The 26,515-nt window shown below is 40.4% G+C and carries 24 protein-coding genes; 8 read left to right on the top strand and 16 right to left on the bottom strand.

The genetic code is table 11. From position 1 onward, the window contains the following. Genes EHO59_RS17145 through EHO59_RS17135 form a run of 3 tightly spaced genes read left to right on the top strand, consistent with a single transcriptional unit; the run spans position 1 to position 2,200 of the window. Entirely contained in the window at positions 1-666 is a 666-nt protein-coding gene (locus EHO59_RS17145) for a flagellar basal body L-ring protein FlgH (protein ID WP_135589662.1), read from the top strand. Then, positions 663-1,730 (top strand): flagellar basal body P-ring protein FlgI, encoded by a 1,068-nt coding sequence (locus tag EHO59_RS17140; protein ID WP_135589661.1) that lies wholly within the window; start codon positions 663-665, stop codon positions 1,728-1,730. The genes EHO59_RS17145 and EHO59_RS17140 overlap by 4 nt, the downstream gene beginning before the upstream one ends. Then, complete coding sequence (locus EHO59_RS17135; protein ID WP_135589660.1) at positions 1,730-2,200, top strand: rod-binding protein; 471 nt, start codon at positions 1,730-1,732, stop codon at positions 2,198-2,200. Before EHO59_RS17140 ends, EHO59_RS17135 begins: the two co-directional genes overlap by 1 nt. Positions 2,201-2,267: 67 nt before the next feature. On the opposite strand, the gene EHO59_RS17130 is transcribed toward EHO59_RS17135, so the two are convergent. After that, a complete protein-coding gene (locus EHO59_RS17130; protein WP_135589659.1) occupies positions 2,268-3,524 on the bottom strand; it encodes an MFS transporter in 1,257 nt (418 codons plus the stop codon). A gap of 150 nt (positions 3,525-3,674) precedes the next feature. On the opposite strand from EHO59_RS17130, the gene soxR reads away from it, so the two are divergent. Further along, on the top strand, positions 3,675-4,172 hold the full coding sequence (gene soxR, locus EHO59_RS17125) for a redox-sensitive transcriptional activator SoxR (RefSeq protein WP_246053019.1): 498 nt from the start codon (positions 3,675-3,677) through the stop codon (positions 4,170-4,172). 355 nt (positions 4,173-4,527) lie between these two features. After that, positions 4,528-5,478, top strand: a complete 951-nt coding sequence (locus EHO59_RS17115; RefSeq protein WP_135589657.1) for a sensor histidine kinase — start codon at positions 4,528-4,530, stop codon at positions 5,476-5,478. 44 nt (positions 5,479-5,522) lie between these two features. On the opposite strand, the gene EHO59_RS17110 is transcribed toward EHO59_RS17115, so the two are convergent. From EHO59_RS17110 to EHO59_RS17095, 4 genes are read right to left on the bottom strand one after another with little or no spacing between them, the layout of a single operon-like run. Next, on the bottom strand, positions 5,523-7,775 hold the full coding sequence (locus EHO59_RS17110) for a YhjD/YihY/BrkB family envelope integrity protein (RefSeq protein ID WP_135589656.1): 2,253 nt from the start codon (positions 7,773-7,775) through the stop codon (positions 5,523-5,525). Then, positions 7,772-8,659: a class I SAM-dependent methyltransferase gene (locus EHO59_RS17105; protein ID WP_167882132.1), complete on the bottom strand. Its 888-nt coding sequence runs from the start codon at positions 8,657-8,659 to the stop codon at positions 7,772-7,774. Before EHO59_RS17105 ends, EHO59_RS17110 begins: the two co-directional genes overlap by 4 nt. Then, complete coding sequence (locus EHO59_RS17100; protein ID WP_135589654.1) at positions 8,635-9,267, bottom strand: class I SAM-dependent methyltransferase; 633 nt, start codon at positions 9,265-9,267, stop codon at positions 8,635-8,637. The genes EHO59_RS17105 and EHO59_RS17100 overlap by 25 nt, the downstream gene beginning before the upstream one ends. Further along, positions 9,257-10,516, bottom strand: a complete 1,260-nt coding sequence (locus EHO59_RS17095) for an ATP-grasp domain-containing protein (RefSeq protein WP_135589653.1) — start codon at positions 10,514-10,516, stop codon at positions 9,257-9,259. Before EHO59_RS17095 ends, EHO59_RS17100 begins: the two co-directional genes overlap by 11 nt. 135 nt (positions 10,517-10,651) lie before the next feature. Between EHO59_RS17095 and EHO59_RS17090 the strand changes: the two genes are divergently transcribed. After that, positions 10,652-11,512, top strand: a complete 861-nt coding sequence (locus EHO59_RS17090) for a flagellar hook-basal body protein (RefSeq protein ID WP_135589652.1) — start codon at positions 10,652-10,654, stop codon at positions 11,510-11,512. A 137-nt stretch (positions 11,513-11,649) separates the two neighbouring features. Here the strand turns inward: EHO59_RS17090 and EHO59_RS17085 are convergent, their stop codons facing one another. The 8 genes from EHO59_RS17085 to EHO59_RS17050 form a co-directional block, all read right to left on the bottom strand. Then, the gene (locus tag EHO59_RS17085) at positions 11,650-12,018 is read right to left on the bottom strand and encodes a hypothetical protein (protein ID WP_135589651.1); all 369 of its coding nucleotides are present in this window, start codon (positions 12,016-12,018) and stop codon (positions 11,650-11,652) included. A 407-nt stretch (positions 12,019-12,425) separates the two neighbouring features. After that, on the bottom strand, positions 12,426-12,986 hold the full coding sequence (locus EHO59_RS17080) for a hypothetical protein (RefSeq protein WP_135589650.1): 561 nt from the start codon (positions 12,984-12,986) through the stop codon (positions 12,426-12,428). 680 nt (positions 12,987-13,666) lie between these two features. Continuing rightward, the gene (locus EHO59_RS17075; protein ID WP_246053018.1) at positions 13,667-14,911 is read right to left on the bottom strand and encodes a methyl-accepting chemotaxis protein; all 1,245 of its coding nucleotides are present in this window, start codon (positions 14,909-14,911) and stop codon (positions 13,667-13,669) included. A 393-nt stretch (positions 14,912-15,304) separates the two neighbouring features. Continuing rightward, positions 15,305-15,898, bottom strand: coding sequence for an SCO family protein (locus tag EHO59_RS17070; RefSeq protein ID WP_135589649.1), 594 nt, complete (start codon positions 15,896-15,898; stop codon positions 15,305-15,307). A gap of 34 nt (positions 15,899-15,932) precedes the next feature. Then, on the bottom strand, positions 15,933-18,026 hold the full coding sequence (locus EHO59_RS17065; RefSeq protein WP_135589648.1) for a bifunctional diguanylate cyclase/phosphodiesterase: 2,094 nt from the start codon (positions 18,024-18,026) through the stop codon (positions 15,933-15,935). 675 nt (positions 18,027-18,701) lie between these two features. Beyond that, on the bottom strand, positions 18,702-18,950 hold the full coding sequence (locus EHO59_RS17060; protein ID WP_135589647.1) for a hypothetical protein: 249 nt from the start codon (positions 18,948-18,950) through the stop codon (positions 18,702-18,704). A 205-nt stretch (positions 18,951-19,155) separates the two neighbouring features. After that, complete coding sequence (locus tag EHO59_RS17055) at positions 19,156-20,445, bottom strand: LA_0442/LA_0875 N-terminal domain-containing protein (RefSeq protein ID WP_135589646.1); 1,290 nt, start codon at positions 20,443-20,445, stop codon at positions 19,156-19,158. Further along, on the bottom strand, positions 20,442-21,650 hold the full coding sequence (locus EHO59_RS17050; RefSeq protein WP_135589645.1) for a helix-turn-helix domain-containing protein: 1,209 nt from the start codon (positions 21,648-21,650) through the stop codon (positions 20,442-20,444). Before EHO59_RS17050 ends, EHO59_RS17055 begins: the two co-directional genes overlap by 4 nt. 1,457 nt (positions 21,651-23,107) lie before the next feature. Here EHO59_RS17050 and EHO59_RS17045 point away from each other — a divergent pair. Together EHO59_RS17045 and EHO59_RS17040 are read left to right on the top strand one after the other, a co-directional pair. Then, positions 23,108-23,698, top strand: coding sequence for a TetR/AcrR family transcriptional regulator (locus EHO59_RS17045; protein WP_135589644.1), 591 nt, complete (start codon positions 23,108-23,110; stop codon positions 23,696-23,698). A 167-nt stretch (positions 23,699-23,865) separates the two neighbouring features. Next, complete coding sequence (locus tag EHO59_RS17040; RefSeq protein ID WP_135589643.1) at positions 23,866-24,714, top strand: class I SAM-dependent methyltransferase; 849 nt, start codon at positions 23,866-23,868, stop codon at positions 24,712-24,714. A 122-nt stretch (positions 24,715-24,836) separates the two neighbouring features. Here the strand turns inward: EHO59_RS17040 and EHO59_RS17035 are convergent, their stop codons facing one another. The 3 genes from EHO59_RS17035 to EHO59_RS17025 are packed head-to-tail and all read right to left on the bottom strand — an operon-like array spanning position 24,837 to position 26,512. After that, positions 24,837-25,646 (bottom strand): sulfite exporter TauE/SafE family protein, encoded by an 810-nt coding sequence (locus tag EHO59_RS17035; protein ID WP_135589642.1) that lies wholly within the window; start codon positions 25,644-25,646, stop codon positions 24,837-24,839. A gap of 6 nt (positions 25,647-25,652) precedes the next feature. Next, positions 25,653-26,090: a DUF6691 family protein gene (locus tag EHO59_RS17030; RefSeq protein WP_135589641.1), complete on the bottom strand. Its 438-nt coding sequence runs from the start codon at positions 26,088-26,090 to the stop codon at positions 25,653-25,655. Beyond that, entirely contained in the window at positions 26,087-26,512 is a 426-nt protein-coding gene (locus EHO59_RS17025) for a YeeE/YedE family protein (protein WP_135589640.1), read from the bottom strand. Before EHO59_RS17025 ends, EHO59_RS17030 begins: the two co-directional genes overlap by 4 nt. Positions 26,513-26,515: the final 3 nt, after the last annotated feature.

The raw sequence follows: 26,515 nt of genomic DNA, 5'->3' as shown, positions 1-26,515 counted from the left end.
ATGATCCGTACAGTTTTCCAAGTTCTTGCAGCAATCATCATATTCAATCTCGCCGGGGTATTCGCACAGGACCGTTCTCAATGGCAGGATAAGAATCCGTATTCTCGCAGTCAGAATCTGAAAGTTGGATCTACTATCTTCGTGAAGTTGAAAGAAGGATTTACTGCGGATTTCGAGATAGAATCCACTGCGGATGAGAATATCACAATTAAGGCAGTTCCGGACAAGAAGATCATTCCGGACAATCCTTCTTACAATACGGATCGCACTATTGTTAGAAAGAACAAAGGCAAGATCAAATCTTTGGGAAGATTGAAAGGAAATATGACTGTGGTAGTGACCGCAGTTGATGCGAATAGCGGGCTTCTTACTTTGCAAGGACAGAGATCTTCTACATACAATGGCGAGCCTTCTCAGGTATTATTAACCGGTAGGGTTTCTCCTGAGTTTTTAGCTAGAGATAATTCAGTGGATGCGGACAGGATTGCGGATCTGCAAATCCAGTTTACTGGAAGAGTAGAGCCTAAGAATCTGCAGCCTCCAGTTACCTTAAAAACGATCAACAATCCTGACGGAACAGTGACCGTAAAAGCGGAACTCTCAGAAGAAGAGAAGCAAAGATATATCTTGGAACAGTTGAATCGGCTCTTAGGAGAGTCCAGATGAAAAAGCTATTTCTTCTTTTTCTAATATTCTCTGCATCCTTATCTGCTACGGAAGTTCGTCTAAAGGATCTTGCAAAGATAGAAGGGATCCGAGATAATCAAATCACTGGCTATGGGATCGTAGTCGGACTTCCTGGGACTGGAGATACTAAGACTCCTATGACCAGCGAAAGCATGAAGAACTATTTGAAGAATCTTGGAGTAGATGCAAATCTAAAACCGGAACAGACCAAGAATATCGCATCTGTATTAATAACTGCTAATATTCCTTCGTATGCGAGAAAAGGCGACAGACTGGATGTAACCGTTTCTTCGATCGGAGACGCTAGGTCTTTAGAAGGAGGGGTCCTATTACAATCTCCTCTAAAAACCGCGAACGATAAGATTTATGCAGTAGCAAGTGGAGTCATCTCTTTTGGTGGCAAAGCCGAGAATGCAGGTGGTCTAGGCAGAGCTTCTAAGAAAACTGTAGGGATCGTACACCAAGGTGCGATCGTAGAATCCGAATTGCAGGAAGACTTTTTCTCCAGCCAAAGGGTAGTCGTTCGTCTCAAATCACAAGACTTCTCTTTGATGAACAATGTAGTGAATCGAATCAAGGAGATCGTTCCTGAAAAATTCGGGATCAAGCCTGAATCCATCCAAGCCCTGACTCCGTCTGAAGTAGTGATAGAAGTAGGCGCAGGTTTCTCTGCAAAATCTCCCGGGCTACTTAACCTTCTTTCTGACTTAGAAAATTTAACAGTAGAGTCGAGTACCAAAGCAAAGGTTGTGATCAATGAAAGATCCGGAGTCATCGTTATGGGCGGAAGTATTGCGATCGACGAAGTCGCAGTTGCTCGTTCGGGCTTAAGTCTTTCGGTTGCAGATAAGAACAGAAGACCTACTAGACTCTCCAAGGAAACTACTCCAGTTAAAGAATCTTTCGTGATTGAAGAGTCCACTCAAGTGTCGGACGTAGTGGAAGCCTTGAACAAGGTGGGCGCGTCCACGAGAGATATTATCGCAATCTTAGAGGCATTGAAAGCTGCAGGTGCATTGCACGCAGAATTGGAGATACAGTAATGATCGATCATATCCAAGATTATCAAAACCGTTTGAATCTTTCTGAAAGACCAGAAGTTCAAAAACTTCTGAGAGAGGAGAAGAACCTAAAACAAGGTCAAACTTTTCCCGAAGTTTTAAGAGAGGAATTTAATCAGAATCTTTCCGGAAAAGTTTCCTCTTCTGAAGTGAAGATGCCTCATAATATTAAGGAAGAGATCAATCAAGATCCGTATCGAAAGAAGCTATATGATGCTTCTGTCGAATTCGAATCCATTTTCGTAAAGATGATGTTGAAGGAAATGAAAACCACCGTCCATAAGTCGGGACTTATAGATGGGGGTTACGCAGAAGAAATTTTCGAAGATATGCTCTACGACGAGTATTCCAAAAATCTTTCCGCAAATTCTTCTCTTGGTCTTGCGGAGCAAATTTATCAGTCATTATCTTCGAATCTTCCTCCGCTTTCCAAGCTAAACGCAAAGGTCTGACGGAAAAATTTCGAAAGGGGACTAACTTTCTTCTTCTTTCCATAGAAATTCCTTTTAGATCCCCGATCTAATTTTCGCTGAACTGAGGTGAAGCCGCCGGCTGTCCGCCTGTTTGGCTTTTTCCTTTTACCAATCGGTCCACTTTATACATCATGATCACGGTGATAAGAGTGGTAGTCGCCACAACAAAACCTAAGTTTGCGTATCCAGTCAGATATCCGCTTTCTGTTTGGACTACGATCATTCCAGCTATAGCGGAAGCCACTCCTCCGGACACCTGTTGCATAGAAGAGCTGATCGCCATATAGGCTCCTCTGTCCTGAACTTCGGGAACCGCAGAATTCAATGCACTCGCTGAAACGATTCTAGAAGTGATCGCTGCAAATAGCACGCAGTTCACCACGATTACAAACCAGAGAGGAGTCACTCCTAAATGTGTATAAAAGATCACGATGGGAATAGCAGCTAAGGATCCAGCAGTAAAGACAGGATATTTTCCTACAGCGTCACTGATCCTTCCCATAATAGGGCCGACAATGATCGAGCTAATCCCAGTGATCATATAGATAAGAGGAAGGCTCTCTAAAGCGATTCCCATATTATGAACTGTGAATGCACTTCCGAAAGGCATGAGCATATATCCTCCGGTAGGAAGAAGCATGGTCGCTGCGAATCCAGGTAGATATTTCCCTTTGCCTAAGGTGGAGAGAAGGTGAGCAAACGGATGCTTGTCTGTTTTTTGACTTAGGTGTCCAATGATAGGCTTAACGTAGATTAATGCAATGATCCCGGATAGACCTGAGATACCTGCGATCATTAAGAAGGGAGCTCTCCATCCCCAAACTGTGGAGAAATACATTCCTATAGGAAGTCCTACGACTTGGCTTGCAGCAAAGGCGGTCATTACTAGACCCATGACTCTTCCTCTGACTTCCATCGGGAATAGATCCGCTATAATCGCGAAGCTGATAGAAGATATTACGCCTGCAAAGAATCCTGTAATGATCCTTGCAATAAGAAGTGAATCATAGTCCGGAGCAATTCCGCAAAGCACTGTGCCTGCAACGAAGCCAGTATAGAAGAAGAGTAAGAACTTCTTTCTGTCGAAACGATCCGCGAACCCCGCAGCTAAGATTCCGGACAGACCTGCGCTAAAAGCGTAGGCCGACACGACCAAGCCGAATTGATTTGTTGCGATCTTTAATTCCTTCATCACGAGGACTCCCATAGGGGAGAGGATCATAAAATCCAAGACGATAGTGAATTGTAAGAAAGCCAACAAGACTATTAGAAAAATTTGATATTTAGTGAAAACTGGTTTCATGCGTTTCCGATTGAATAAACTTTTTAAGGTACATTCTACAAGTTAAAGTGCACTTGAAGTAAAGTCTTCTTGCATGATTTTTAGTAAAAAATTTGTGTTTTTAACTATTTTTCGACCAAAGTCGGTATTTTGTAAAAACTTCAAGTTAAAGTGAACTTGACATTTCCAAGCTATAGAGTTCAAACTTTGGGAATGGATGATTTACTCACAATCAGTCAAGTCGCAGAGAGAAGTGGAGTAGCTTCTTCTGCTCTTAGATTTTACGAAGAACGTAAACTGATTCGCTCTGTCCGCGCAGGTTCGGGCCATAGACAGTATCCAAGGCATGTGCTTAGAAGGATCGCATTCATTGTATTTGCTCAGAAGGTAGGCTTGAGCCTGGAAGAAATTGCCGAGGAGATCTCGAAGCTTCCCGAAGATCATACTCCGAGTGGCCAGGACTGGGCTAAGCTTTCCAAAAGATGGACAGAAAGAGTAGAAGAGAAGATTGCTGAATTAGAAAAGTTGAGAAGTGGACTAACTGCTTGTATCGGATGTGGATGTCTTTCTCTCGCGCGTTGTAAGTTTGCAAACCCTGGAGATAGATTGGGAAATTATGGGCATGGTCCATTACGTTGGCTCGTGAAATCCCGTAAGAAAATGAAATAACTTCCAGTGACATATCCGATAACGTAGGTATCAAAACCGAATTGACATACTGTCGTTTTTTCGCTTACAATCATCTTCTTGTTCTTATGTTTCAACTCAGCGAGATTTTGAACCTCATTTTTGACTCGATAGGTCTCGTCGTAATCATAGCCCTCTATCAAATCGGGATGATCCCGAGATACAAACTCCTATTTATCGCTTTCCTATTTGTTTGGTTAAGCAGCGTGTTTACGGTTTTAGAAGGATTCTTTCTCCCCGATCTGTTGAATTTTTTAGAACACTTTTCATTTCTTCTATCTGGAGTATTCTTTTTATTTGCTGTGCGAGTCTACTTCATGGCTAAGCAGGATCTTGTATGAATCCTGTAGCACTCATGAATGCAATTGCATTCGTACTGTATTCTTCTAGTATTTTTCTTCTTTTAAGAAGTATCCGAAGACATTTAATCCTTCCTGGGCCTGCGATCTTTGCAGTGGCTTCTCTTTCTACAGGTGTATTTCTTTCTATTTCAAATTTTTTAGAACATTCAGGTATCAGTGATCTCCTGGATGATTATGAGGGATTCGCTCGGGATCTATTCGTAATGTTTCTTCTTATCTTTTTGTATGTGGATTCGATGCATAGAGAGCAGGTTAAGAGAGAAGATGATCAGAAGAGGATCCAAAACGAACTAAGGGAGAAGGCTTTTCTACTTACTGAAATACACCATCGAGTGAATAATAATCTACAGATCGTTTCAGGACTTCTTTCATTACAAAGAGAAAGCCAAGGAACAGGAAAGATATCCGACGCTCTGAGAATTGCTCAGAATCGAATTCTTTCTATAGCTAAGATCCATCAGATTATTTATGATTCTCAAAACCTTCTTCAGATAGGAGTGGATTCTATTCTGGGTTCAGTGATCCAAAATCTGACAACTGCTTATCAGAATGAATCCACAAGGATCCTAGTTAAGAGCGAGATGGACAAGAATATCAAATTGGATCCCGAAAGGGCGATGCCTCTAGGTCTGATTCTGAATGAACTCGTCACCAATTCTTTGAAACATGCATATTGCGATGGAGAAGCAGGTGAGATCTCCGTTCGTTTGGAACAAGATGCAGGAAATATAATATTAAGTGTATCCGATTCCGGAAAAGGACTCCCTTCTGCCGAAGCGGAAGATACCGGGATCGGTATGAAATTGGTTGAAAGTCTAGTACAACAAATTCGCGGTAGAGTGAAAGTGGACTCGAAAGAGGGAACTTCTATTCGGATCATTCTTCCGAAAGAAGGAGTGTCCAGTTTGATCTTCTTTCGGCCTTAAAATCGATCGTCTGGATCGATTTTATAAACGTTCCTATAAATGTTTTAATCCAATAGATCTCGAAAATGGACTGCGTCCAAGTCTTTCTGCAAAGAAGTTTCGGCCTTCTCCATCTTATCCTTCACTTTCTCCGGATAGATTTGAAAAGAAGGGTCCTCTTTTAATAAGGCTTCCGGAATCTTACGATAGAAATCGCCTAGAGTCAGATCTTCTCCCGAAACAACAGGAAGCCAAGTCGAGCCTTCGCTAGTTTCTACAAGAAGCCCTGCTTGCGTAAGTGTTTTAGTCAAGCGAGGGATCTCTTCGGCATGAAGTCCGGAACGCCGGGCCAAGTCGAAATTTTTAGGAGGAACCTTATTTTCCTTCTGCACCTGATAGACTGCTTTTAATACTGCGATCAGTTTTCTGAATTCATAACTGAAAGAAGTATGATGCTCCTCTATCAATTGAAAAGGAGCGTAGTAACGTTCCGGAAATTGCACGCAAGCGGTTACTTCCGCACCGAAAAGAACAATTAGAGAAAGAGAATATACTCCTATTAGAAAGATAGGAATGGAGGCGAGAGCCTTATACACGATCATTGTGGTTTCTGAGAAAGAAGTGATATAGATCTTAAACCCATACAAAAATGCGAGAAAGATCACGCTTGTAAATCCGGATCCCCAGGCGGAGGCGCGGATAGGAACTCGAGTATTCGGGATCAGAGTGAATAATGCCAAGAAGAAGAACCAGATCCCCGCTAAAGGAAATGAGAACTTTAGAATATTATAAGCAGAGAATACAGATTCTCCTCCTTGCAGAGTGATCGTCTCATACTTTACATCCTTGTATTCGGAAAGGCTGATTTTTTGGTATTCTCCTATATTCAGAAGTCTGAATCTTCCGTTCTCACTTCTGTCTAAGAGAACGGACGCGAACACCTTTCCCTTGGCAGGAACATAGAAAGTATTCCAATGTTCTCCTCCATCTATAGAGACCAATATGTTTCCGAGAGCATCTAATAGAAAGATGTCAGCAGATTCCTCATTTGCTACGGTCCATACCTTACTGAACGTGTAACGTTTGTGGCTTAGATTTTTCCAAGAATACCCGCCATCTTCCGTTTTAAAGATAGAGCCTCTTTCTCCAGCTACTAAAAGTTCTCCGAAACGGATCCTATGAATATCCTTCAGACCTTGTCCGGTAATCTTAGTCGCAGACCAAGCATATCCGCCGTCCTCACTCTTCCAAACATTTCCATCCTCATCCACTATATAACCTAGATAAGATTCTGGAAAATAGACTCGATTCGCTCTCATTCTAAGAACATTCGGGAATACGGGCTTATAACTTCTACCTTGAGTAAAGAAATGCAATACTTCGCCGTTGGAAAAAATAAGATAAAAATTTCCGTCGGTAATATATTCAAAATCCTTAAAGCTAGAATTATCGAAATAGATTGCACTCCAGACGGAACCGTCCACCGGCTTGGAAAGAAGAAGTCCCTTTGCGGAGAGGGCATACACTTTTCCACCTCGAACGGAAACCCGAACGAAATTTTCGCGAGAAAGATCAGGCTTCTCACAGAAATCCATACGGACTCCGAAAGAATCCACGCAACGTATATTCTTCAAATCTACATCCGTTTCGTCTATGAAGTAGTCTTTCTTCAAGTTAGAATCGAGACGAAATAGAGTGCCATTCTCTCCCGAGATCCAGACGCGATTCTCCGGATCCTTATCCATGCTCAGATAATGAGAGGGACGAAAAATATCGGTGACCTTTTGGGCCAAGTTATCTCCGATCACAAGAAGAAGAGGGACGATGGACAAAACGAAAAAGTAAAATACGAATTCTTGGATAAGAGATCTCTTCTCCTCTATTCTCCAGATAGAATTGAAAGAATTCTCCAAGGATCTTAAGACTGTAGTCGCAGAGAAGACGAGCAGAACGAAACCGATCGCACCAATCTGTCTTGCCGCATCTATCAATTCTCCCAGAGTGTCTAGATAAGGGTTGATATCCAAATTGATATTGCTTGTGAGAAAAAACGCATTAATTTTATCGAATATTTCTTCCTTACGATTGTCTAAGCCGGAAGTGATTGTAAGAAGAGAAAGCGCCACGACGAGCATCGGAATTAGGGAGACAATGGTAGTATAAGAGATACCCGAGGCCTTGATCAAACATTCGTCCTTGATGAAACGATATGCAGAAGCGGCAAGCACTCTGATCGTGAAATTCAGCTTCCGCAAAATGCCTGCGTCCGGAATATAATCGAAGAATCTACTATACTTAGTATTCGGATGTGAATTCATTTCTTGATCGCGTAATGCACCATAGAAGAAGTGAGAGGGCGACCCTTCTTTGAAATCTTACTTTTCCAGTGGTATAAGGCGATCCTAAACCACTTCCAGTAATCCTTCCAACTAACGAAACTTCCTCGAGACTTAAGTAGTTTCGCAGAAAGAGGGAAGTCCACTCCGAGGTAGGTAATCTGTCTTCCAAAGCTTCGATTGGCAAGAATTTTCCGAAGGTTTTTCTCGGAATAATAATACACATGGCCCGGCAAATAGTAGTGATATTTACTTCCGGCTTCGATTGCCTGCCAGCCTTCAAAATTCGCGGTTTGAATCAGAAGGAGTCCTCCTGGTCTTAATATGCGAGAGAGCTTGTCAAAGACCAGTTTTGGATTTTCTAGATGCTCTATGACTTCGATGAGAGTGATGACATCGAAAAAATTCTCAGGAAGATCCGCGTCCAAGAACTGGCCCTGCCAAACAGTAAATCCTCTTTCCTTCGCGATCTTTGCAGAATAAGGAGAGATCTCCACGCCGAATGGAACAAACCCCATTTCCTTAGCGGCCTGCAAGAAGCCTCCGAAGGAACAGCCTATATCCAAAAAATTTCCTGAGGATCTAAATTTAGAAATATTCTTTAGTCTTGCGAACCAGACATAGCGATCGAATTTTTCAGTCTCTCTTTCATCCCTATACGTGAATCCTTCTTTGCCTGTGTAATATTCTTCGGTGTATAAGGACTCAGGTTCCGGCCTAGGAAATTGCGCTTGGAGTCCGCAGGTCTTGCAGAGTTGGATGGGAAGTTTGAAATCTGCATGAGTGGATTCGTATAAGGGAGTCCAATCACAATTTCCGTCTAAAGGACATTCCTTATAGATTATTTCCGAGCGAGAAAGATCCAATGGCAAATCCTCTCCTCTAATTTTCCTAAGGGAGTTCTTTCCGTATAGCCCATCTCGAAGGAAGAGAAATTACTTAATAAATCTTGAATATCATTTTGGGAATAGAACCAGGTGGCCCCACCTTTTAGATCCGAAGCTCCTATCTTTCCTTCTTGCGCCTTTAAGTGGGTGTCGCCTAACGCTCTAACTGAGGTCGCCAGGTAGCCGCCTTTTTTAAGTATTCTGTATTTTTCGGCTAATATGGATTTAGCGAGATCCGGAGAATTATAATGCAGAACTCCCCAACTTACCACAAGATCAAATTCCTCATCCGCAAACGGATAGGGAGGCGATTGCAGAAGAGAAGCTTTTGCCCAAGGATAGGATTCTTGGATGGAATGAACTGAATTCTCGCTATAATCGCAAGCACTTACCTGGTAACCGAAATCTTTGAGTAATACGCAATGTCTTCCTGAGCCGGAGCCGAAATCCAATGCAGTTGGAGAAGAAGAAGTCTGATCGATCTTGGAAAGCATTCGTACCAGATTTTCATCCGGATAAGAAAGTTTAGATTTAGGTCTTGTATAGTGGGTTTCCCAGGCTTGCTTAGAAGGATGTTCAGCGGACATCGTATTCAGCCTTCATTCTGTTTCGGACCGAACCGTTCCATTCTTCTTCCGAGCCGGAAGATTTGGTTTTGATACATAGAACTCTCGTTCTTGTTTCATTTCCCAGAGAAGTATCTAACTTAGAGCCCAAGTCTTTCAGATTCTGTTGGAATAAAAGAGTCTCGGAAGAATAAGCCGGAAAATTTTCCCAATGTTTTAATACGGAAATGCCTCTAGGAGGGACATCGAACCGAACCTGAGACTTTAGTTTTTTAGAAATTTCTAAACTACTTGGAGGAGGTTCAATTCCTTCTCCGATTAGAAGCTGGACTAGATTAGTAAAGTAGTCGTAACCGGAATAGCCTGGGATTAATACATCCGCTAAATATTCTCCACCTACTTCGGGGGCAGCTTCGATTAATACTGGCTCTCCATTTTTGTCTAAACGGAATTCTGCGACGAAGGGACAGTTTTTGAGTCCGGTTGCTTTGACGATTGCTCTGCATTGCATCTTGATCTCGCCTTCTAATTCCTTTAAAGGGAATGGGAGTCTATGTGCAGCTTCCAAAAATGGAGGAAAGTTCGTAGTTTCCTTTAAGGAAAGACTTACCAAATGGAAATCGTGAGAGTCAATAAGGCCAAGTACAGTACATTCCAGTCCGCCTATATATTCCTCCAAGATCCAAGACTCGGTATGCGTAGACTTAGCCGGCACCTTTGATTTTTTATTCTTTGAGGGAGAAGGTATATTAGAAATATGTTTTAGATCGGAATCTGATTCAATGAGCTGGACTCCAGTCTTGCCTGAGCCTTGGCTCGGCTTTGCAATCCAAGGATAGGGGAAGGATTTGGATTTTGCTTTGAGCTCGGTGAGTGGGATCTCTTTAGGAACTCGGATCCCTTTTGGTTCGAGGGTATCTTTTAGTACCTTCTTATCCGAGAAACAAATCACAGCTTCTGTGCTCGCGTATCTTAGCCTCAATTTCTCAGCGAGATACGCTGTGCTAAAGGTTGCCTTTCCGAAAGATCTGGTCCCCACACCTAGGATGGGAGTAGGAAGCGGATTCTCAGCGACAGCTCTTAGAATCCTACGATATTCATGAGTAGATTCGATGATGCGAAGACTAGAGAGAGCAAAGCCGGGAGCCTTATCATCCTTGTCCACTGAGGCAACCTCGAGACCTAAGGATTTCGCCGCGTGGATCAATGGCAGTTGGTTCTTGCCCGCTCCCAAGGAGAGAAAGTAACCTTTCGTCTTCTTCTTTTTCATTCCTCGGATAGATAGCCTCTCATGAACGGGACTGTCAAAGTTTTTTTGGGAATGAGACAAATTTTCCAGTTTATGTCCTCAAAATCGTAAGGCGAATTTTAAAATAGTCCGATCCTAGATACATAGGAGAAGGCTATGCTAAGAGGATTGTACACTGGATCCAATGGGATGATCATCCAGCAGACTAGAATGGATGTGATCTCTAACAATCTCGCAAACGTGGATAAGACTGCGTTCAAGAGAGACACGACTATCTTCAAGACCTTCCCCGAAATGTTATTACATAGATATAATGAAGATGGAGTGGGGAAGGTGCCAATGGGTTCCTTCGATACGGCACCAGTCGTCGGCAAACTAGGATTAGGCGGTGAGGTCAATGAGATCTATACCAGATTCGAGCAAGGAGCCGTGAAGAAGACCGACAATCCATTTGATCTAATGCTGCAAGATCGTCCAGGCTCGGAGCATCCAGCATTTTTTAGCGTTCTGACAAATAGAGGAGAAAGGCTCTCAAGGTCCGGAGCTTTCGTATTAGACACGAACGGGTATTTAGTGAGCCCGCAAGGCTTTCCACTTATGGGAGAGAACGGACCCATCAAAGTAGCTCGCGGGAATTTTCTAGTTCGAGAGAACGGAGAAGTTTGGATCAACGGAGAAATAGGAAATGATCCAAGAAATTCCACTGGAACGGATAAGAACCGATTCGAGACGCCTGTCCTTTTAGATAAGATCAAACTCCGCACTGTGGATCAGCCAAGGCATTTGGATAAGGAAGGGGATTCCTTTTATAATGAGACTCCAGAGTCGGGAGAGTTTCGTCCTCTTCTCGGAGACGAAGAGCCGAATCTTCTGCAAGGTTATTTAGAAGCTTCTAATGTAAGCGTAGTAACTGAAATGGTAGAAATGATCGAAGTCAACCGTTCTTACGAGGCAAACCAAAAGACAGTCCAGACACAAGATGGAATGCTCGGTCGCTTATTCGAAATAATGCGTTAGACGATATTTCTTCCTTTCAATCCGAACCGCTCCCTTCTTTCGCGCTCTCGGATTGAAAGAGCCATCTAAAAAAACCACTTTCACTTTCCGTTTAGCTTTAATATTGTTATTACTCAATATTATAAATTTTGAATTTGCTATCTAATTGCCTCGGTTTTCCACCAACGCCAGCCTAGTAAAAGGACAACGATTCCTATGGAATAGAGAACTATCGGTAATCTCAAGGAAGGTCTGATTGCATAGCCTTCTGTAATCCGAACATCCACGTTATTTCCGATGTCATCAGAATTGGTATTTTCCACCTCACCCATTTGGATCTTTCCTTGGAAAGTCCAGAATCCGTTGCAGGTTTCCGCCCTTCTGATTTTTTTACAACTCGTGACTTTTGCTGTTCCGGGAGTTCCGACCGACTGACGATAGGCGAGATAACTCCCTCCGGCGATACTTCCTAAAGAAAGTGTTAAGATAATTGCCCAGCTGATTATATTCTTTTTTTTGTGGTTCATAAATCCTTTAGCTCTTTTATTTCTTCCTGTATATCCGTTCCAACAATTTTTAGGAAATGATTTGCTCAGGAAATTTACAGCAAACAATCAACTTTATCCGAGTACAGTAGAAACGGATTGTTTATAAGTTTTGAAGCTAAGCATTAACGAATATAAATCCTATCGTTTGATTGCGAAGCCAAATGAATTTGTCGTTGTTTGTTCCTTAAAAATTTACGTTTGTTCAGGGCTGTTACTGCCTTTGGTGATAGCTCCCTAGAAGCTATCCTTATACGGACTCCAAACTCGATTTACCCCACCTTGACGATGAATAGTCTGTCGAAATTTAGAGGAGGGGTCTACCGTACTTTCAATACGGTAGACAGCATAGGCTTTGTTGTGCGCTTTAGTTCGAGGAGATTCGGCGATTAAGGCAATCGCTCATGAAGTTCCCGGATCAGAGATTTGGCCTCTTCTTTTTCATATCCGTTTTCTAAATATAGTTTTAAGGCAAGTTTGTCTTGCTTTAGATACACATAATAGAATGCTGCGGAAGCAATAAGACTTGCATTTCTTTGATTTCCCAAATCATCCTTTTCTCGAGTCTTTTCAATAGGTGATGTTGCATAACGCTCGTAAATTTTATAGAAAGCCTTTTTATCCTGTATAAATTTTCCATTCTTGAATCGGAAGTAAATATCCGCTTCGGGAGAATCCGTATGGCTTTCGTGGAAATAATCCAAGTAATTTCCAGTGATTGCATCAACTGTTCCGTCTTTATCAATATCTTCGAAACTAATTTCATCCGGCGTTGGAATTTCGGAAATATAAGTTTTTCCTTTCGGACCGAAAGAAACTACATCCACAACTGAACAACAATGGGCCCCTTGCGTATCCATAATAATGATGAATACATCGTATTCGCCGATTTGGAAATATTTTATTGTTTCGTAGCGAAGGCTAATGCTATGGATATCATTAATATTCAAAGACGACCTTGAAAAAATCTTTTTTTTTCCATATTTTAGAACGACTCGATCTTCTCTTTTTCCGACGTACCCCTGTAGCTTTCCTTTTCGCAGATAGACTTTTACGGTTTGATTATTTTTAGAAATACGAGTGAGAATAACTCGTTCTGGTTGTACGCAATTCGTATAATTTTTTCTTTTAATTAATTTCCCGTTGCACTTTTTCGAATCCATGTCTTCTTCATATTCGCTGTTTGCAGGCTCTTTCGCCAAATTTTCGTTCGATACTGACTCTTCTCTTTTGCAAAAGGTGAAAGAGAAAATCAGCAAAAGAATGAAAGGCGAACGAGTAAAAATGCATTTTAAGTTAGAAGAAATTTTCATAAGTTTTCTCGCGACTGTAGTTTCAGGAAATTCGATAGAATGAATCATCGAGGTCGTGGTCTTTCGGAGCGAAAATTTAAAATAGCTCCGAAAACCCCTGCGAGTAAGATTAGATCCAAATGACGCCATCCTCCAAAACCTCCGTATTTCCAGTTTTCATTTGAACTTAAATAATATTTGAATGCATTGATGCTCGATCCGTAAGTATTTGTGTTAAACCAATATTCTAAATACCAAATCCTATTATGGCTATAAGCAATTTTAGCGTTCTTAGCATTGCAATATTGCTCCGTTATGACTGCATGAATCTTCTTCTTTTAAATCTTAAACTCTTCTGTTTTATTCTGCAGAGTGCTGCTTAGTTTTTCGCAATCTCTTACTTGTTTCGCAGTATCTACTGCTTGAGTGGCGATGAACAAGTTTGAGGTTTGGATTTGGTCCAAGAAGTTTCGAATGTCTTCTAAGCTCTTTTTCTCGGCTTCGGCAGCTTGGTGTACATTTTGAGCGATCGAGCCGACTTTGTCTAAGGCTGCTGCAACGGCTATTCTCGTATTCTTTTGTCCTTCTAAGATGGAAAAGTAGGAACCCAAAATGCCTTTCATAGAATCCACATCGGAAAGGATCAAGGAAAGAGTTTTTGTTCCGGACTGAACGACTTCCGTATTTTTAGTCATCTCCACATTCCCTTCCCGTATTAATTGAGAAATTTCGTTGATCGTTTTTCCAGTAAGGTCAGCAAGTTTGGAAATCTCTCGAGCTACTACTGCGAAACCTCGTCCATGCTCTCCCGCTCTTGCGGCCTCGATAGATGCGTTTAACGCGAGAAGATTCACTCTATCAGCAATATCATTGATGGTTCCGAGTTTAAGAGACATTCCGGAAGAGCTTGTTTCAATTTTTATAATAGATTGTTCAATGGACCTAAGACTTTCTTCCGATTCTTGCGCGTGTCTCCAAGCGGTATCAAACAAATCTTTCGTAGAAATAAGGCCCATTTCCATTTCTTTAAACCCTTTCTCTAGATTTTGAAACGAATCATCCAAATCAGAAGTTGCCTGGAGTTGCTGTTTCGAAGCTTCAGATACTCCTATAATTTCACTCGCAATATGATTCATGCTCATATTAATTTCTTGGAGATTGTTTGCTTGGTCGCCAGTTCTTTCCGCGACCGACTTCGAGCTCTCTACCAGGGCTTCTAAAATCAGATTTACGGATTGAGACTTTACTTTTACATCTTCTTGGATAGAAATATTATCATAGCGTAATGCTTGTAATACATTCAGGTTTTCTGCCTGATTGAAGAATTCTTTTTTGAATCTTACTGCATAATGGATCAGAATAGCCGTTTCAAAAATAACGAATGCGGCATGCATGAGAACGATGCCCCAGCCGTTTCCGTAGTTGAAAACTACAACGGGAGTATTCGAAATATTTACATCCAAGCTTTGACATAAAGAAAGAAATCCGTGGTGAATTGCTATATATAATGCTGCAGGAAGTAGTACTTTCCAATCTCTGTAGTAGAGCAAAAAAGCCAGAGCAACAAATACATGGAAATGCATTTCAATCCGCCCGAATTGAGCTTGGATCAGCACTCCCGACCAAATCATCAGCAATATGGAATTTAGAAAACGTAGGAAATAGCTGTTGCGGAAAAATAGAAACCCTGCGCTCGCAGATCCGGCGATAGCCAACGAATTTCCAGGTTCCGAATTCTAAAGAAAATAGAAAAGCAAAAGGAATATGCGCGATCAATAGCAAATACATGAAAAGATCCACACGTCGAATCTCTTCGCCGAATTTTTCGATGGCGGATACGTTTACTTGAATTTGTTTCGGCGGACTTTCGGGAGCTTCTTGATTAAGGGCTTTCTTTTTGTTTTCTATCAGTTTGCTATATTGAGAAATCTTTAGAAGCCTATCGGAAGAATCTTCAGTGGCTGAATTTTTCAAAATCATTGTTCATCGCCTTCATCCATCTTGTTTAAAAATTCGATAAATTTTTTCGGATTCTTATTATAAGAGTTTTGGAATTCCGGAAATATTCCTTTGATACTATTGTCCGGGCTGACCCAAATTAAGGAATCTTGATGTTCTATCTCTTCGGAGTCAATATTCTTGGATAGCTTCATTCCTAAATCTAACGCAACTACCAAGGAATAGGTTTGGCTACTGCCGCGTAATAGAATTGCTCTTGATTCGGATTTTTCGAAGAGAGTTTTTAAACGAGATGGCTTGTCGTTTTCTGGATCGAGGCTAATGAAGATCAGTTGGAAATTTCTTTTTATCTCCAAGATTTCTTTTAATTTCGCAATGCTTCCCAAGCAAAATGTTTTGCAATTCAAGTATCCGAAATATATCAGAGTTTGTTTTCCGTTCAAAAAATCTTGGATATATGCTTTCTTTCCTTCTTCGTCGAGCATTTCGTATCTTGGAAGTTTTCGATCTATTTCGATCATGGGGGAAGGATCGAAAGGAAAGAAATAGACCAAAGGAAGGACGGATAAAAGTCCTCCGATTATAATTCGTTTATAATTACTTGCGCTCATATTTTCTTTGCTCCAATGTTTGCTCGCCTAGAATTCAAATTTTTAACCGATTCGGTTTAATCTTTAAAATTTCAGAGCCGGGAAGGGGCTTTCCTAACAGATATCCTTGCATAAATTCGCAATTGATTGCCCTTAAAGCTCTATAAGCTTTTTTGGACTCGAGTCCTTCAGCAATGACGGGAATATTCAGGCATTTTCCAAGTTGGATGATTGTCTTTACTATGGTTGTAGCTTTGAGATCGACTCCGTATTGTGAAATGAAAGACTGATCGATTTTTAAAGCGTCGATCGGAAAGTTTAATAGATAATTCAAGGAACTATATCCGGTTCCAAAATCATCCATGTAGATTTGAATTCCGAGTTCCTGCAGCTCCTGCATTATTTTTATGCTTTTGGGAAGACTGTGGAAATCCAAACCTTCTGTTATTTCGATACGAATCAATTTAGAAGAAACACCGTACTCTCGGCAGTATTTTCTAACTAGCCCGGCAAGATCTTGGCGAAAGAATTGAATGGGTGAAACATTGATGCTGATCGGGATCATTATTCCTCGATCCTGCATTCGTTGCAATTGTTGGCAGGCCAGCTTAAATGCCAAATCACCGATATCTAGGATGAGTCCCGATTTTTCTGCGATGGCAATGAATTCCGCAGGGGAAACCATTCCATACTTCGGATGATTCCAACGTATTAAGGATTCGAAGCAGATGATCTGTTTGTGTTTCCAAGAGTAGATAGGTTGAAAATTTAGCGTTAAACTTTCATTATAGATAGCATTTCTCAAATCGGTTTCTAAGTTGAATGCCGACTTCATATTCACGTACATTTGAGGAACAAAAATATCGAATCCATTTCCTCCTCTTGCCTTCACGTTATAAAGTGCGATATCTGCATCTCTCAGCAATTCATTCGAATTCTGATACAATTCAGTCTTAATCGCAATTCCGATACTGATCGTAATATTGACTTTGTATCCATCGGATAAGAGAATCGGCTCTTGTAGTTTAGCCCTCATATCTTCCACGAGAGATGTCACTGACTCGATAGACTGAAAATCCGTGATCAAGAGAGCGAATTCATCTCCGCCTAATCTACCGAAGAAAATATTCGAGCTATCTAGGAATATCTGTTTCAGCCTCTTGCCGATAGAAGATATAACTTCGTTCCCGATTAGATGTCCTAAGGTATCATTGATATACTTAAATCTATCAATATCTATGAATATAACTGCCAAGCATGATGGTTTGTGGCTAGGGCAATCATGAAAGGCATCTTCTAATCTATTCTTAAAGTATTTTCTATTTGGGATTTTGCAAAGATCGTCATGCAATGCATGGAACTTGTATTTTCTTAACTTCAGTACTGTAGTCGTTACATCTCGTCCAATCCCTGATACTTTGGAACGGCCGTCCTCTGTAGTGATCAGGAAAATTTGAAAATCGAAGTCTAAATAACCTCCATTCTTCGTTTTGAGCTGTATCGTTTGCTCGGTCGAACTGGAGCCGTATCGAACCGCCTCTTTAAATCGGCTGAACAGCAAGGATTGATCTTTAGGATGGATTAAGGAGTAGAATTTTTTTCCAATCCACTCCTCGACCTCCCAACCGGTTACTTTTTGGAAGGCTGGATTTAGATACCGAATTCTTCCATCAGTAGAAAGCTCGTAGAAGATATCATTTGTTCGTTCTATCAGATCGGAATAAACAGAATTACCTTCAATAGGATCGTTTGGAATTTGGGAATAACCATTGGATGAAGTCCTTCCAATAAATATGGTGTACCCTTTCTCCAATTTACTAATTCGAAAGTCTATTTGAATCGAAATATCTTCTTTCGGATAGAATTCATATTTGATTTGATTATTGCAGTCACCATCCTCGGATAGCAGGGAATATTTAATGGATCTGACAGCTTCCGTCGAGAAATACTGTGTCCAAAATTTATGTTCAGCCTGTGGATCGATGCGAGGAGTATCGATAAGTCTACTGAAATTCTCGTTTGCGTATATAATCGTATCGTTGTCAGCGACTATAAAAATGATTTCAGTGGAATTATCTGCCACATAGCGAAGCATCGGCAAGAATACTTCGCTTTCGGAATTTGAATCTGTAGCCTGAAAGTAATTCATAGTACTAAATCTAACTCCTTGTCCCTGCGGTTTCTAAGTGAAATAAGTAAGAAAAATGTTCAGATTGATTCTCGTTCGGACGAGTATCTTGCATTTTGCCATTATTTATCGAAGTGAAGAATTGTGAGCCCTTGGAAATGATTTAATGATACATTTTAAGGAATTAACGCTTCGAATCTTGTTTAACTTTCGTTGCAAGTTATAGCAGCGTTTAAATGCATGGGCTCTTCAGATCATAAAAAAAAATGTTCAAATTATAAATTGGAATAACTAGAGACATACGTATTCTTTTTTAGAGATAAAATCGACAAAGAATCCTCAATTATCGATATTCAAATCAATTTATAATCGCATCCTTCGATCCCAATATTGATCAAATGGGATATAATCTTACAGTTAATTTTTATTGTAATACGTTAGTATTCAATTCGAAAGATAAAAAAAATCCTTCTAGTTATTTACATTGTTCTAATGTTATTTTCCTAGAAGAAAAGAGGAGAGATCGGTTTTGAGAAAATGTTTTGTATGTGTAAGTTTACGGCGAATTGATTCTGCGAAATGTAATAATCGCAGATATATTAAAATTATATAAATAGATTTATTTGCAAAAAGGAAACGACTCTGAGAAATGAAATCCTCAAGAATCGTCCCAATTCTAAAATATATTTTTGAATTTTAATCTTTTCTGCAAATAGTGTTCCACTGTGCTTCTATGCATGCAAAGACCTGTTTTTTTCCGCAGCCTTCTACTTCGAAAGCGCCGCCACCTAATTCTCTTACGGTAGTTTTTTCTGCCGGGCAACGGTATTCTGAGGCAAATCGGTCACGCGCAACACCGGCGGAACAGCCGGCTAACGACAGGAAAACGAATCCTGTGATCCAAACAGATCTTTTTAAACTTAAATCTGAAATATTTAATTTCATTCCCTTTCTCCAATATTGAATTCCAATAGCAAAGTAATTCTTGGTAGACTCGTTATAGCAGTGCTAAGATGTAAATGCCCTTCAGATCATAAAATAAATCGTTCAAATAATAAGTTGGAGTAAATGGAGTTTATCGTATAATATTTTGGTGATAATTTTGTCGAAATTATGAGTTTATTGAACTGTCTTTTATTACGCTTTTATATTAAAAGATTTCTTCTGGTCCGAAGTTGATCGCTTTGGATAGTCCGATTTGAATGGAGGTCGCTTTTGTATTGGATGCTGTATGGCTCGCGTAAATATTTTGAGAAATACTATCCATCAATGCTTGTTGAGGACTAGGGGGAGTCGCTACCTGATAAGTTACAAAATCTCCTTTCTGAAATTCGTATTTCCATCTGTAAGTTTCGATTCCAATCCAAAATCCCAATCCCATTTTCCAGAAATAGGTTACTTTGAAAGACGCGTTGTATCCTTTCGCTTTCCATTTGATGCTATCTGTCGAGGGAAGGTCCGTTAACATATAGGGAGGAGTGACCGGAGAAAAAATTAAATCTTGGCGTATCGATTGACTTCCTTTCAAAGAGATGGATTCGACTTCCGTTTTGATTTCCCATTTCGATCCGAAATGATACGCGAAACCAAGCCCGATCGTCATTCCCTTCAGGTTTTCTAACGCATGAAACGTTGACTTTCCTGCTAAATTTCCGACTTGAACCAGTGCTGAATTATCATCTCTGGTTTTATTCCAAATTTGCAGGTATCCGAGTGTTGGATAGAATTCGTAATTCGGTTTAGCAATAAATGAATACGATACTTTTGCAGAAGCCCCTCTCAGTTCTTCTGGATAACTTCCTGTAACAACAGGAGGGTTGGCCGTTCCTCCACCGACGTTTTGAGAGCTTGAGCTCGTACGGATTGAAAATCCTCCAGCTTCCATATTGAATCTTTTATATTTGTAGGCTGCACCGCCCGAAGTAGAACCTTTCGATGTGTGATTCGGCCCGGTTGTAAGAACAAAAGGAATGTCTGTCGCTATAGTATTTTTTAAACTTTGGACCTTATAAAAGAAACCCACTGTATGGGAGGAAAGATTGCCACTTCCTTCTCCTACATAGAATTCTAAAAAATGCCTTTCTAGTGGATCTCTAACTACTCGTGTAGGTAGTTTGGGACCGGTGTTTGGCGGAGGGTTATTTTCCGTTGTAGCTGGGATAATGGGATCTTGCTCTTTTGGAATTTCTTCCTTTTGTCCGACTATGACTTTAGGTTTCGGCGGATCCGATTTGCCGAATGAGATTTTGAGAATCGATTTTTTCTGGATCCGCAATACTTCACTATTCGGTAACTCTAAGTCGATGTAAGTCGCTGTCTGGGTAATTATTTCTCCCTCCAAAACTTTGCCATCGCGTAGAAAGACTGTTTTAGCCTCTAGATTCGTAACGAATACGAAAAATAAGGTGCATAAGAAAATTAGAATGGATCGTATTTTCATTGTGAGTTACTTTCTAACTTTTCCGTTTTGTTTTCTTCTGTAATACTCTTTGCTTTGTTTTCGATCGGGGTCCCGTGTTTCCAAATTTCCTTCTTCAGTTTCTTGGGAGAAAGTCCTGTGAATCGAATGCAAGCTCGACGAAAGGATGAATCCGAGTTGAACCCACATTCGAGGCCGATCTCGATCAGGTTTTTATTAGCGTTCTGGAGAATTTTTTGGTAAGCTTCTTGGATCCGCAGCTTGTTGATAAAGTCGGTATAGCTTATCTTCTTATATTTATTTAAGTAATAAGAAATCTGATGTAGAGTGACTCCAACATAGGCCGAAAAATCCTGTAGCCTCAACTCTTCTTGCAAAAATACTTTTTCATCTATGAATCTCTGGATCTTATTCTCCACCTGAATTAGATCGATTCCGTATAAGATATTTAGATCATCTCTCTCCGAGGAGGATGCCTGCAGCTCGTCGGAATAATCTTGGATGATCTCTCTTGGTCCTTCGTAGCCGTATATTCTGGAAATTCGAGCTCCGATAAATTCCTCTTCGATTGCTTCTGGAAAGTTTACTGCAAGAAAGTAGAAATATATGATGAGAAGGCTTGGTATGGAATCAGCAATTTTCAATAGAATGGGATCGGAATACATTACGCCCACTAAATCGAGAAGGTTACATATACTGGCTAATAGGGCAATGGCGCAGGCATTTATATAAACTCGAGAGAGTCCGTCCTTAAAGTAAATTACTACAGTTTCTATAAAAGTAAAAGTAGAAATGAGTAAGCAGATCTGATCACAATAGAGAATGATTTGTAAATTTTCTCTTATGGTAAGATTTAACAATAGCATGATCGCTAATGATTGGGATAAATTTATTAGAATTGCCTTTGGATGATTTTGGTACCCGATCGATCTGCGGATCAGCATTCTTAACATTAAGCAGGAGAATATTAAGATCCCAAAGTATGCGTTAATATAAGCCGTTTCTGCTATTGCATTGTGACTGCCTGTCCTTGCTTCAAATCCTATGATCTTTGCTAAGAGCTGAAAGGAGCTTACGCTAATGAAAACTGCGGCATATTGTAGATTTTGTATATGCTTTCTGGCTTGGAATAATCTTTCTAATCCGATCAAAAGGCAGATTACGATCCCCGCCATGTGCAAAAAATCGGCAAATCTATTTAGGAATTCTGAAATAAAGGTCAGCATATTAGAAACATCTCAAACTCATGCTTGCTGATTTTCGTTTCTATATTAGAGAAATATAAATTTACAAATCGATTAAATCTTGATAGAGAGGGCATCTTAAGGTTAGGAGAGGAATGCTCAGGAACAAGTCTGTCCACTAACGATGAGGAGCGCATGCTGATCACCCGAGCTTACTGAATACCTCGTTAGTATTTGGCACCGGGAAAATTATTTCTGTTGCGATTGCAGTTAAATATTCTGCCAACCTAAATGAGCTAAATAGAAAGGAACTTTTGCATTGGTTTGCAGATGTTGAATAACGATAAAAGTCACTACTCGTCAGATCCATGATTCATTTCCTCACTTACTAATCGATCAGTAAGTTTGAGAAAGTCAATCTAAATTTAAAAGTCCAATTCGGAGCACTTGAGATTAGCTAAGCCTCGAATGGAAACAAACTTAGATCTTACTGAAGATAAAGATAGAAATAAACAAAATGGAAACTTCAGTGCTTCCTTAGAAAGGAATGCACGCTACTTTTTCGGGTATGAAATATATGATCTAAGGATTGATTGTACGTTTTATAATCCTTCTCGGCTAAGCGAATTGTTACTCAAGTATTCTGAATTGTTATTCAGCATTGTTGATCTGATTCGACTTAAGCTACTTTCCTGTTTAATGATTCTTTTTGAAATGAATTCACTTTATAATTCAAAGCTACGGCCAATTTGCAATTTGAAGGATTTTTATAATTATACTTTTATAATATAATTGGCCATTTCTTATTCCTTTACGTGAAGTTTTGTCAGTTATTAAGGCTTAGTTCGTATTGCATTGGGAAGGACATTCGAAGCTTTGTTCTTGTTGCTTCTGATTACATCTTTGATGGAAGCTGACTAAATATTTTTCGAAATCGATAAAGATCAATATGCACTACAATTATTTTTAGGCGTTGGGTGATTGATTTGAGGGATTCTTTATTCTTACGGGCTTGTTTTTCTATCACCTAATAAAGGGATGCGTTCTATCGGTTGATTCACCTACACATTGTTTTATATAACACGTTTTTGTATTTATGAAATGGATTCGTTTCGATTTACGAAAACAAGTAGGGATCAGAGAATCGCCGTTTCGTTGCAGAAATCCTTATTTAAATGCCTAAATAGCATTTTTCACCTGAATATAAATTATGAAAATCGAGACTTTGGCATTGCTATTTTCCGTGTTTTCCCTATACTGATTTAGCGGTTTGTCTGAAATTCAGATCTGATTTAACAAGAAGTAAAACGGAACTCTTTTAAATTACGCAGAGATATGAATCAATCGCACTATTTCTAATATAATTAAGTTACGGAATGCTTTTAGGAATAATGGAAGCTAACGTAAAGATACGAATAATAGAGTTGACATAGTGCAAAAATTTAATCTTGTAACTTTTAAGTAGCGGTTTTTAAAGCCGTGGGTTGGTCTAAGATACTATGCAAGAAACAAGTCTACGCGAAACTATTGTGACTGTTGCTGGCGATCTTTTTGTAGACCGCGGTTATAATGCAGTTTCCATAAAGCAAATTGCGGATGCAGCGAATTGTACGACTGCTGCGCTATATTACTATTACGAAGATGGAAAAGGGGCGATCCTAAAAGGTGTTCTGCGTTCGCTCTTACCTGAGCCGGAGCTCGTTTTTCAAGAATGTGCGAATGCAACATCCCTCAAGGAATTGTTTTCCTGTATTACGATAAAAGTTTGCGCGCATGAGTCAGCCAATGTAAAGAAAGACCGCTGGCTTCTGGCTGAGTTTCCTAATTTTGGCGAATCCGATCGGCATGTAATTTACGAAAAACTGCAAGCGGTCCATTCTGCTATTTGTACGCAAGTGAGTCGATTTTTAGAAGATCCAGAGGCTGTGCGAATTATATCCTGGATCTTTATGTGTACGAGCTTTGGCTACGGACAGCTATTTGGTACTTTGCAGTTGGGCAAAGTTGTTCCATTCTCCATCGCAAATTTTGCCGAAGAAATATCCGACTTACTCTCCAATAGCGTTGAGATTGATAATAGATTCGTATAATGAGTTCCTCTTTTTGTAGCGTTCATGTCCTCGATGCTGCCGTTTCCATTTTTATTTGACTTACTGATCGATCAGTAAGTCAAATCACCCATAAGAGATCCGGTTCAATCTGATGAAAGCCGCGTGATCTCTTTGTTTAGAATATTTCTAAATTTGGGGAAGACAAAATGATTCAAAAATTAGAGCAAATTAGGGAAGAGCAGAGGGAATCTTGGAATAAGTTTTCATCCGGCTGGAAGAAGTGGGATGACCTCTTTATGGACTTTTTAGAGCCGATGGGCAACGAGATCATTCGATTGCTCGATCTAAAAAGTAAAGATATCGTTCTAGATGTGGCTGCGGGAACGGGAGAGCCGGGACTTACCATCGCATCTCAGATTAATAACGGCTACGTTATCATCACGGACCTTGCAGAGGACATGCTAGCGATTGCGAAAGAGAACGCATCTATTCGCGGAATTAATAATATTGATACGATTGCGTGCGATGTGAGTGAGTTGCCTTTTGGCAACGAAACATTCGATTCTATTAGTTGCCGTTTTGGCTTTATGTTCTTTCCGGATATGACATTAGCGATCAATGAAATGGTGCGTGTTCTCAAGCCGGGCGGAAAAATTGCTGCCTCCGTTTGGAATGTTCCTGATAAGAATTTTTGGATTACTGCTATCATGGGTGTTATTAACAAAAATATGGAGATACCTGCACCTCCTCCTGGCTCACCGGGAATGTTCCGCTGTGCAGGAGATGGCGTCATTTCAGATCTTTTCTTAAAAGCAGGCTTACAGAAAGTCTCCGTTAGAGAGGTGAATGGAAAATTGAAATGCGTCACAGCAGAAACATATTGGAATGTTATGACCGAGGTGGCCGCTCCTATTGTTGCAGCTCTGAGCAAGGCGGATGCGGGGATGAAGGAAAAAATAAAAAAAGAAGTGCTTGAGTTGGTGAATCAGAAATATCCTAAAGATGGTGTTATGATCGATTCAAGTGCTCTAGTTGTTTACGGACAAAAAGCGTAATCGATACTCGTTGATCTACGGATCGCCGCTTGCGATTCGTAGATCTTTCTACTTAGATTATCACGAAATTACAATACACAACTTCACAGTGAATCATGTTCTCGATTGATTCTTTTAAATTCTTAAAATAGACGAAAGCCTTGATCGAATAGGATCAAGGATGCAATGGCTAAAGTAAAATAGCCAAAACCTCTTTTTAGATAGCTTTCATTCATCTTGGACGAAAGTGTCTGTCCTAAAAACATTCCCCCAATTCCCAAACTGCTAATGATGAGAAGCAAGGGGCAACTCTTAGTTTGCTCCGGTGTGAAACTGATTGCAAACCCGAAGAGTGAATTTGCAGCTACGATTGCGAGAGAGGTTCCTATTGCCTGCTTGATTGAAAACTTCAGCAATAATACAAGTGCGGGAATGATGAGAAATCCTCCGCCGGCTCCTACAAGACCGGTGATCATTCCTACCGTAAGTCCTTTGAAGCCGATCGTTAGAAAGTCATAAGACATCGGATTGGATTTAGAAGAATCTGTATCCTTAGGATCATTAGAGCGGATTATTGCGAAAGAACTAAAGGTCATTACGATCGCGAATATGGTCATTATCAATAGAGATTTTGCTAATATAATTCCAAATGGAAAAATCAATGTATTGGGAATGGAAGGTAGAAGAAGATTCCTTGCAATATAAATGCCTAGAAAGCTAGGTATTATGAATAAGATTCCGATTTTTATATTTGTATCTCCTCTTCTTATCTTAATCAACGCTCCCGCTAAGGCAGCTATTCCAACTACAAAGAGGGAGTTTGTTGTGGCTAACGTTGCATCCTGTCCAAAGAAATAAAAAAGAATGGGAACCGTGAGGATAGAACCTCCTGCTCCGATAAGACCGAGCAGGGTTCCCATTACAAAGGATGCAATATAACCTAAGATTAGCATCTTGGGCTATTCAAGTCTGCTTTTTAAATGCGTCTTCTTATCCATGAATCCGAAGAGTAGCATTCCAAAGATTATACTGGCGAAAACGATAATCGGTCTTGTTTCGAAACTTGCAAGTGTAGTGACTGAAACTGTAGGGCAGTAGCCGCCTAGTCCCCAGCCAATTCCGAAAATCAGACTCCCTATGATGAGAGCCGGAGTGATCTCTTGCCGAGTGGGAATAAACCAATCCTTTGAAAACATTGGAGTCTTTCTTTTACGTATTAGCTTGTAAGTGATGAAGTGAACACCTACGGCTCCAGCCATCGTAAAAAGAAGAGTGGGATTCCACTTTCCAAAGACATCTAGAAATCCTACTATGTTTGCCGGTTGTAAAATTCCGGACAAGCCTAGGCCAATAGCGAATAGTAAACCTACAATCAGGGCGCCGATATTATACTTCATATCATTAAACCTGTTTTCCGAAGTAGGGCCACCGCTGCCATTCCTGCCGACATAAATATGATCGTAGCGACTATAGATCTTGGAGAAAACCTGCTTACTCCGCAGACTCCATGTCCACTCGTGCAGCCGCCTCCTAACATTGCGCCGAAGCCAACAAGCATTCCTGCGAAGGCACCGATCCAAGTATTTGTTTGGACTTCAACTGCCAATAGAGCCGGTGCCGTGATTTTCAATGAGAGTCCGCCTATGAGTAGCCCAACGATAAAATACCATCGCCAAGCTAGATCACCTTTGATCGGAACCAAAACACCGTATACGATGCTACTGACACCGGTTACTCTTCCGTTCCATAAAAGCATTAGAGAAACGGCGATACCAATTACTACTCCGCCGATAATGCCCATCACCCATTCTGTTGCCATTCT

The organism is Leptospira semungkisensis (assembly GCF_004770055.1).
Classification (GTDB): Bacteria; Spirochaetota; Leptospiria; order Leptospirales; family Leptospiraceae; genus Leptospira_B; species Leptospira_B semungkisensis.
Note: the sequence above shows the minus strand (reverse complement) of the source record. Positions and strands in the feature narration are given on the sequence as shown.

Excerpts from the sequence above, each read along its gene's own strand:
- EHO59_RS17145 (WP_135589662.1), top strand. The coding sequence starts at position 1 with ATGATCCGTACAGTTTTCCAAGTTCTTGCAGCAATCATCATATTCAAT.
- EHO59_RS17140 (WP_135589661.1), top strand. The coding sequence starts at position 663 with ATGAAAAAGCTATTTCTTCTTTTTCTAATATTCTCTGCATCCTTATCT.
- EHO59_RS17135 (WP_135589660.1), top strand. The coding sequence starts at position 1,730 with ATGATCGATCATATCCAAGATTATCAAAACCGTTTGAATCTTTCTGAA.
- EHO59_RS17130 (WP_135589659.1), bottom strand. The coding sequence starts at position 3,524 with ATGAAACCAGTTTTCACTAAATATCAAATTTTTCTAATAGTCTTGTTG.
- EHO59_RS17115 (WP_135589657.1), top strand. The coding sequence starts at position 4,528 with ATGAATCCTGTAGCACTCATGAATGCAATTGCATTCGTACTGTATTCT.
- EHO59_RS17110 (WP_135589656.1), bottom strand. The coding sequence starts at position 7,775 with ATGAATTCACATCCGAATACTAAGTATAGTAGATTCTTCGATTATATT.
- EHO59_RS17100 (WP_135589654.1), bottom strand. The coding sequence starts at position 9,267 with ATGTCCGCTGAACATCCTTCTAAGCAAGCCTGGGAAACCCACTATACA.
- EHO59_RS17095 (WP_135589653.1), bottom strand. The coding sequence starts at position 10,516 with ATGAAAAAGAAGAAGACGAAAGGTTACTTTCTCTCCTTGGGAGCGGGC.
- EHO59_RS17090 (WP_135589652.1), top strand. The coding sequence starts at position 10,652 with ATGCTAAGAGGATTGTACACTGGATCCAATGGGATGATCATCCAGCAG.
- EHO59_RS17085 (WP_135589651.1), bottom strand. The coding sequence starts at position 12,018 with ATGAACCACAAAAAAAAGAATATAATCAGCTGGGCAATTATCTTAACA.
- EHO59_RS17075 (WP_246053018.1), bottom strand. The coding sequence starts at position 14,911 with ATGCATTTCCATGTATTTGTTGCTCTGGCTTTTTTGCTCTACTACAGA.
- EHO59_RS17070 (WP_135589649.1), bottom strand. The coding sequence starts at position 15,898 with ATGAGCGCAAGTAATTATAAACGAATTATAATCGGAGGACTTTTATCC.
- EHO59_RS17065 (WP_135589648.1), bottom strand. The coding sequence starts at position 18,026 with ATGAATTACTTTCAGGCTACAGATTCAAATTCCGAAAGCGAAGTATTC.
- EHO59_RS17060 (WP_135589647.1), bottom strand. The coding sequence starts at position 18,950 with ATGAAATTAAATATTTCAGATTTAAGTTTAAAAAGATCTGTTTGGATC.
- EHO59_RS17055 (WP_135589646.1), bottom strand. The coding sequence starts at position 20,445 with ATGAAAATACGATCCATTCTAATTTTCTTATGCACCTTATTTTTCGTA.
- EHO59_RS17050 (WP_135589645.1), bottom strand. The coding sequence starts at position 21,650 with ATGCTGACCTTTATTTCAGAATTCCTAAATAGATTTGCCGATTTTTTG.
- EHO59_RS17045 (WP_135589644.1), top strand. The coding sequence starts at position 23,108 with ATGCAAGAAACAAGTCTACGCGAAACTATTGTGACTGTTGCTGGCGAT.
- EHO59_RS17040 (WP_135589643.1), top strand. The coding sequence starts at position 23,866 with ATGATTCAAAAATTAGAGCAAATTAGGGAAGAGCAGAGGGAATCTTGG.
- EHO59_RS17035 (WP_135589642.1), bottom strand. The coding sequence starts at position 25,646 with ATGCTAATCTTAGGTTATATTGCATCCTTTGTAATGGGAACCCTGCTC.
- EHO59_RS17030 (WP_135589641.1), bottom strand. The coding sequence starts at position 26,090 with ATGAAGTATAATATCGGCGCCCTGATTGTAGGTTTACTATTCGCTATT.
- EHO59_RS17025 (WP_135589640.1), bottom strand. The coding sequence starts at position 26,512 with ATGGCAACAGAATGGGTGATGGGCATTATCGGCGGAGTAGTAATTGGT.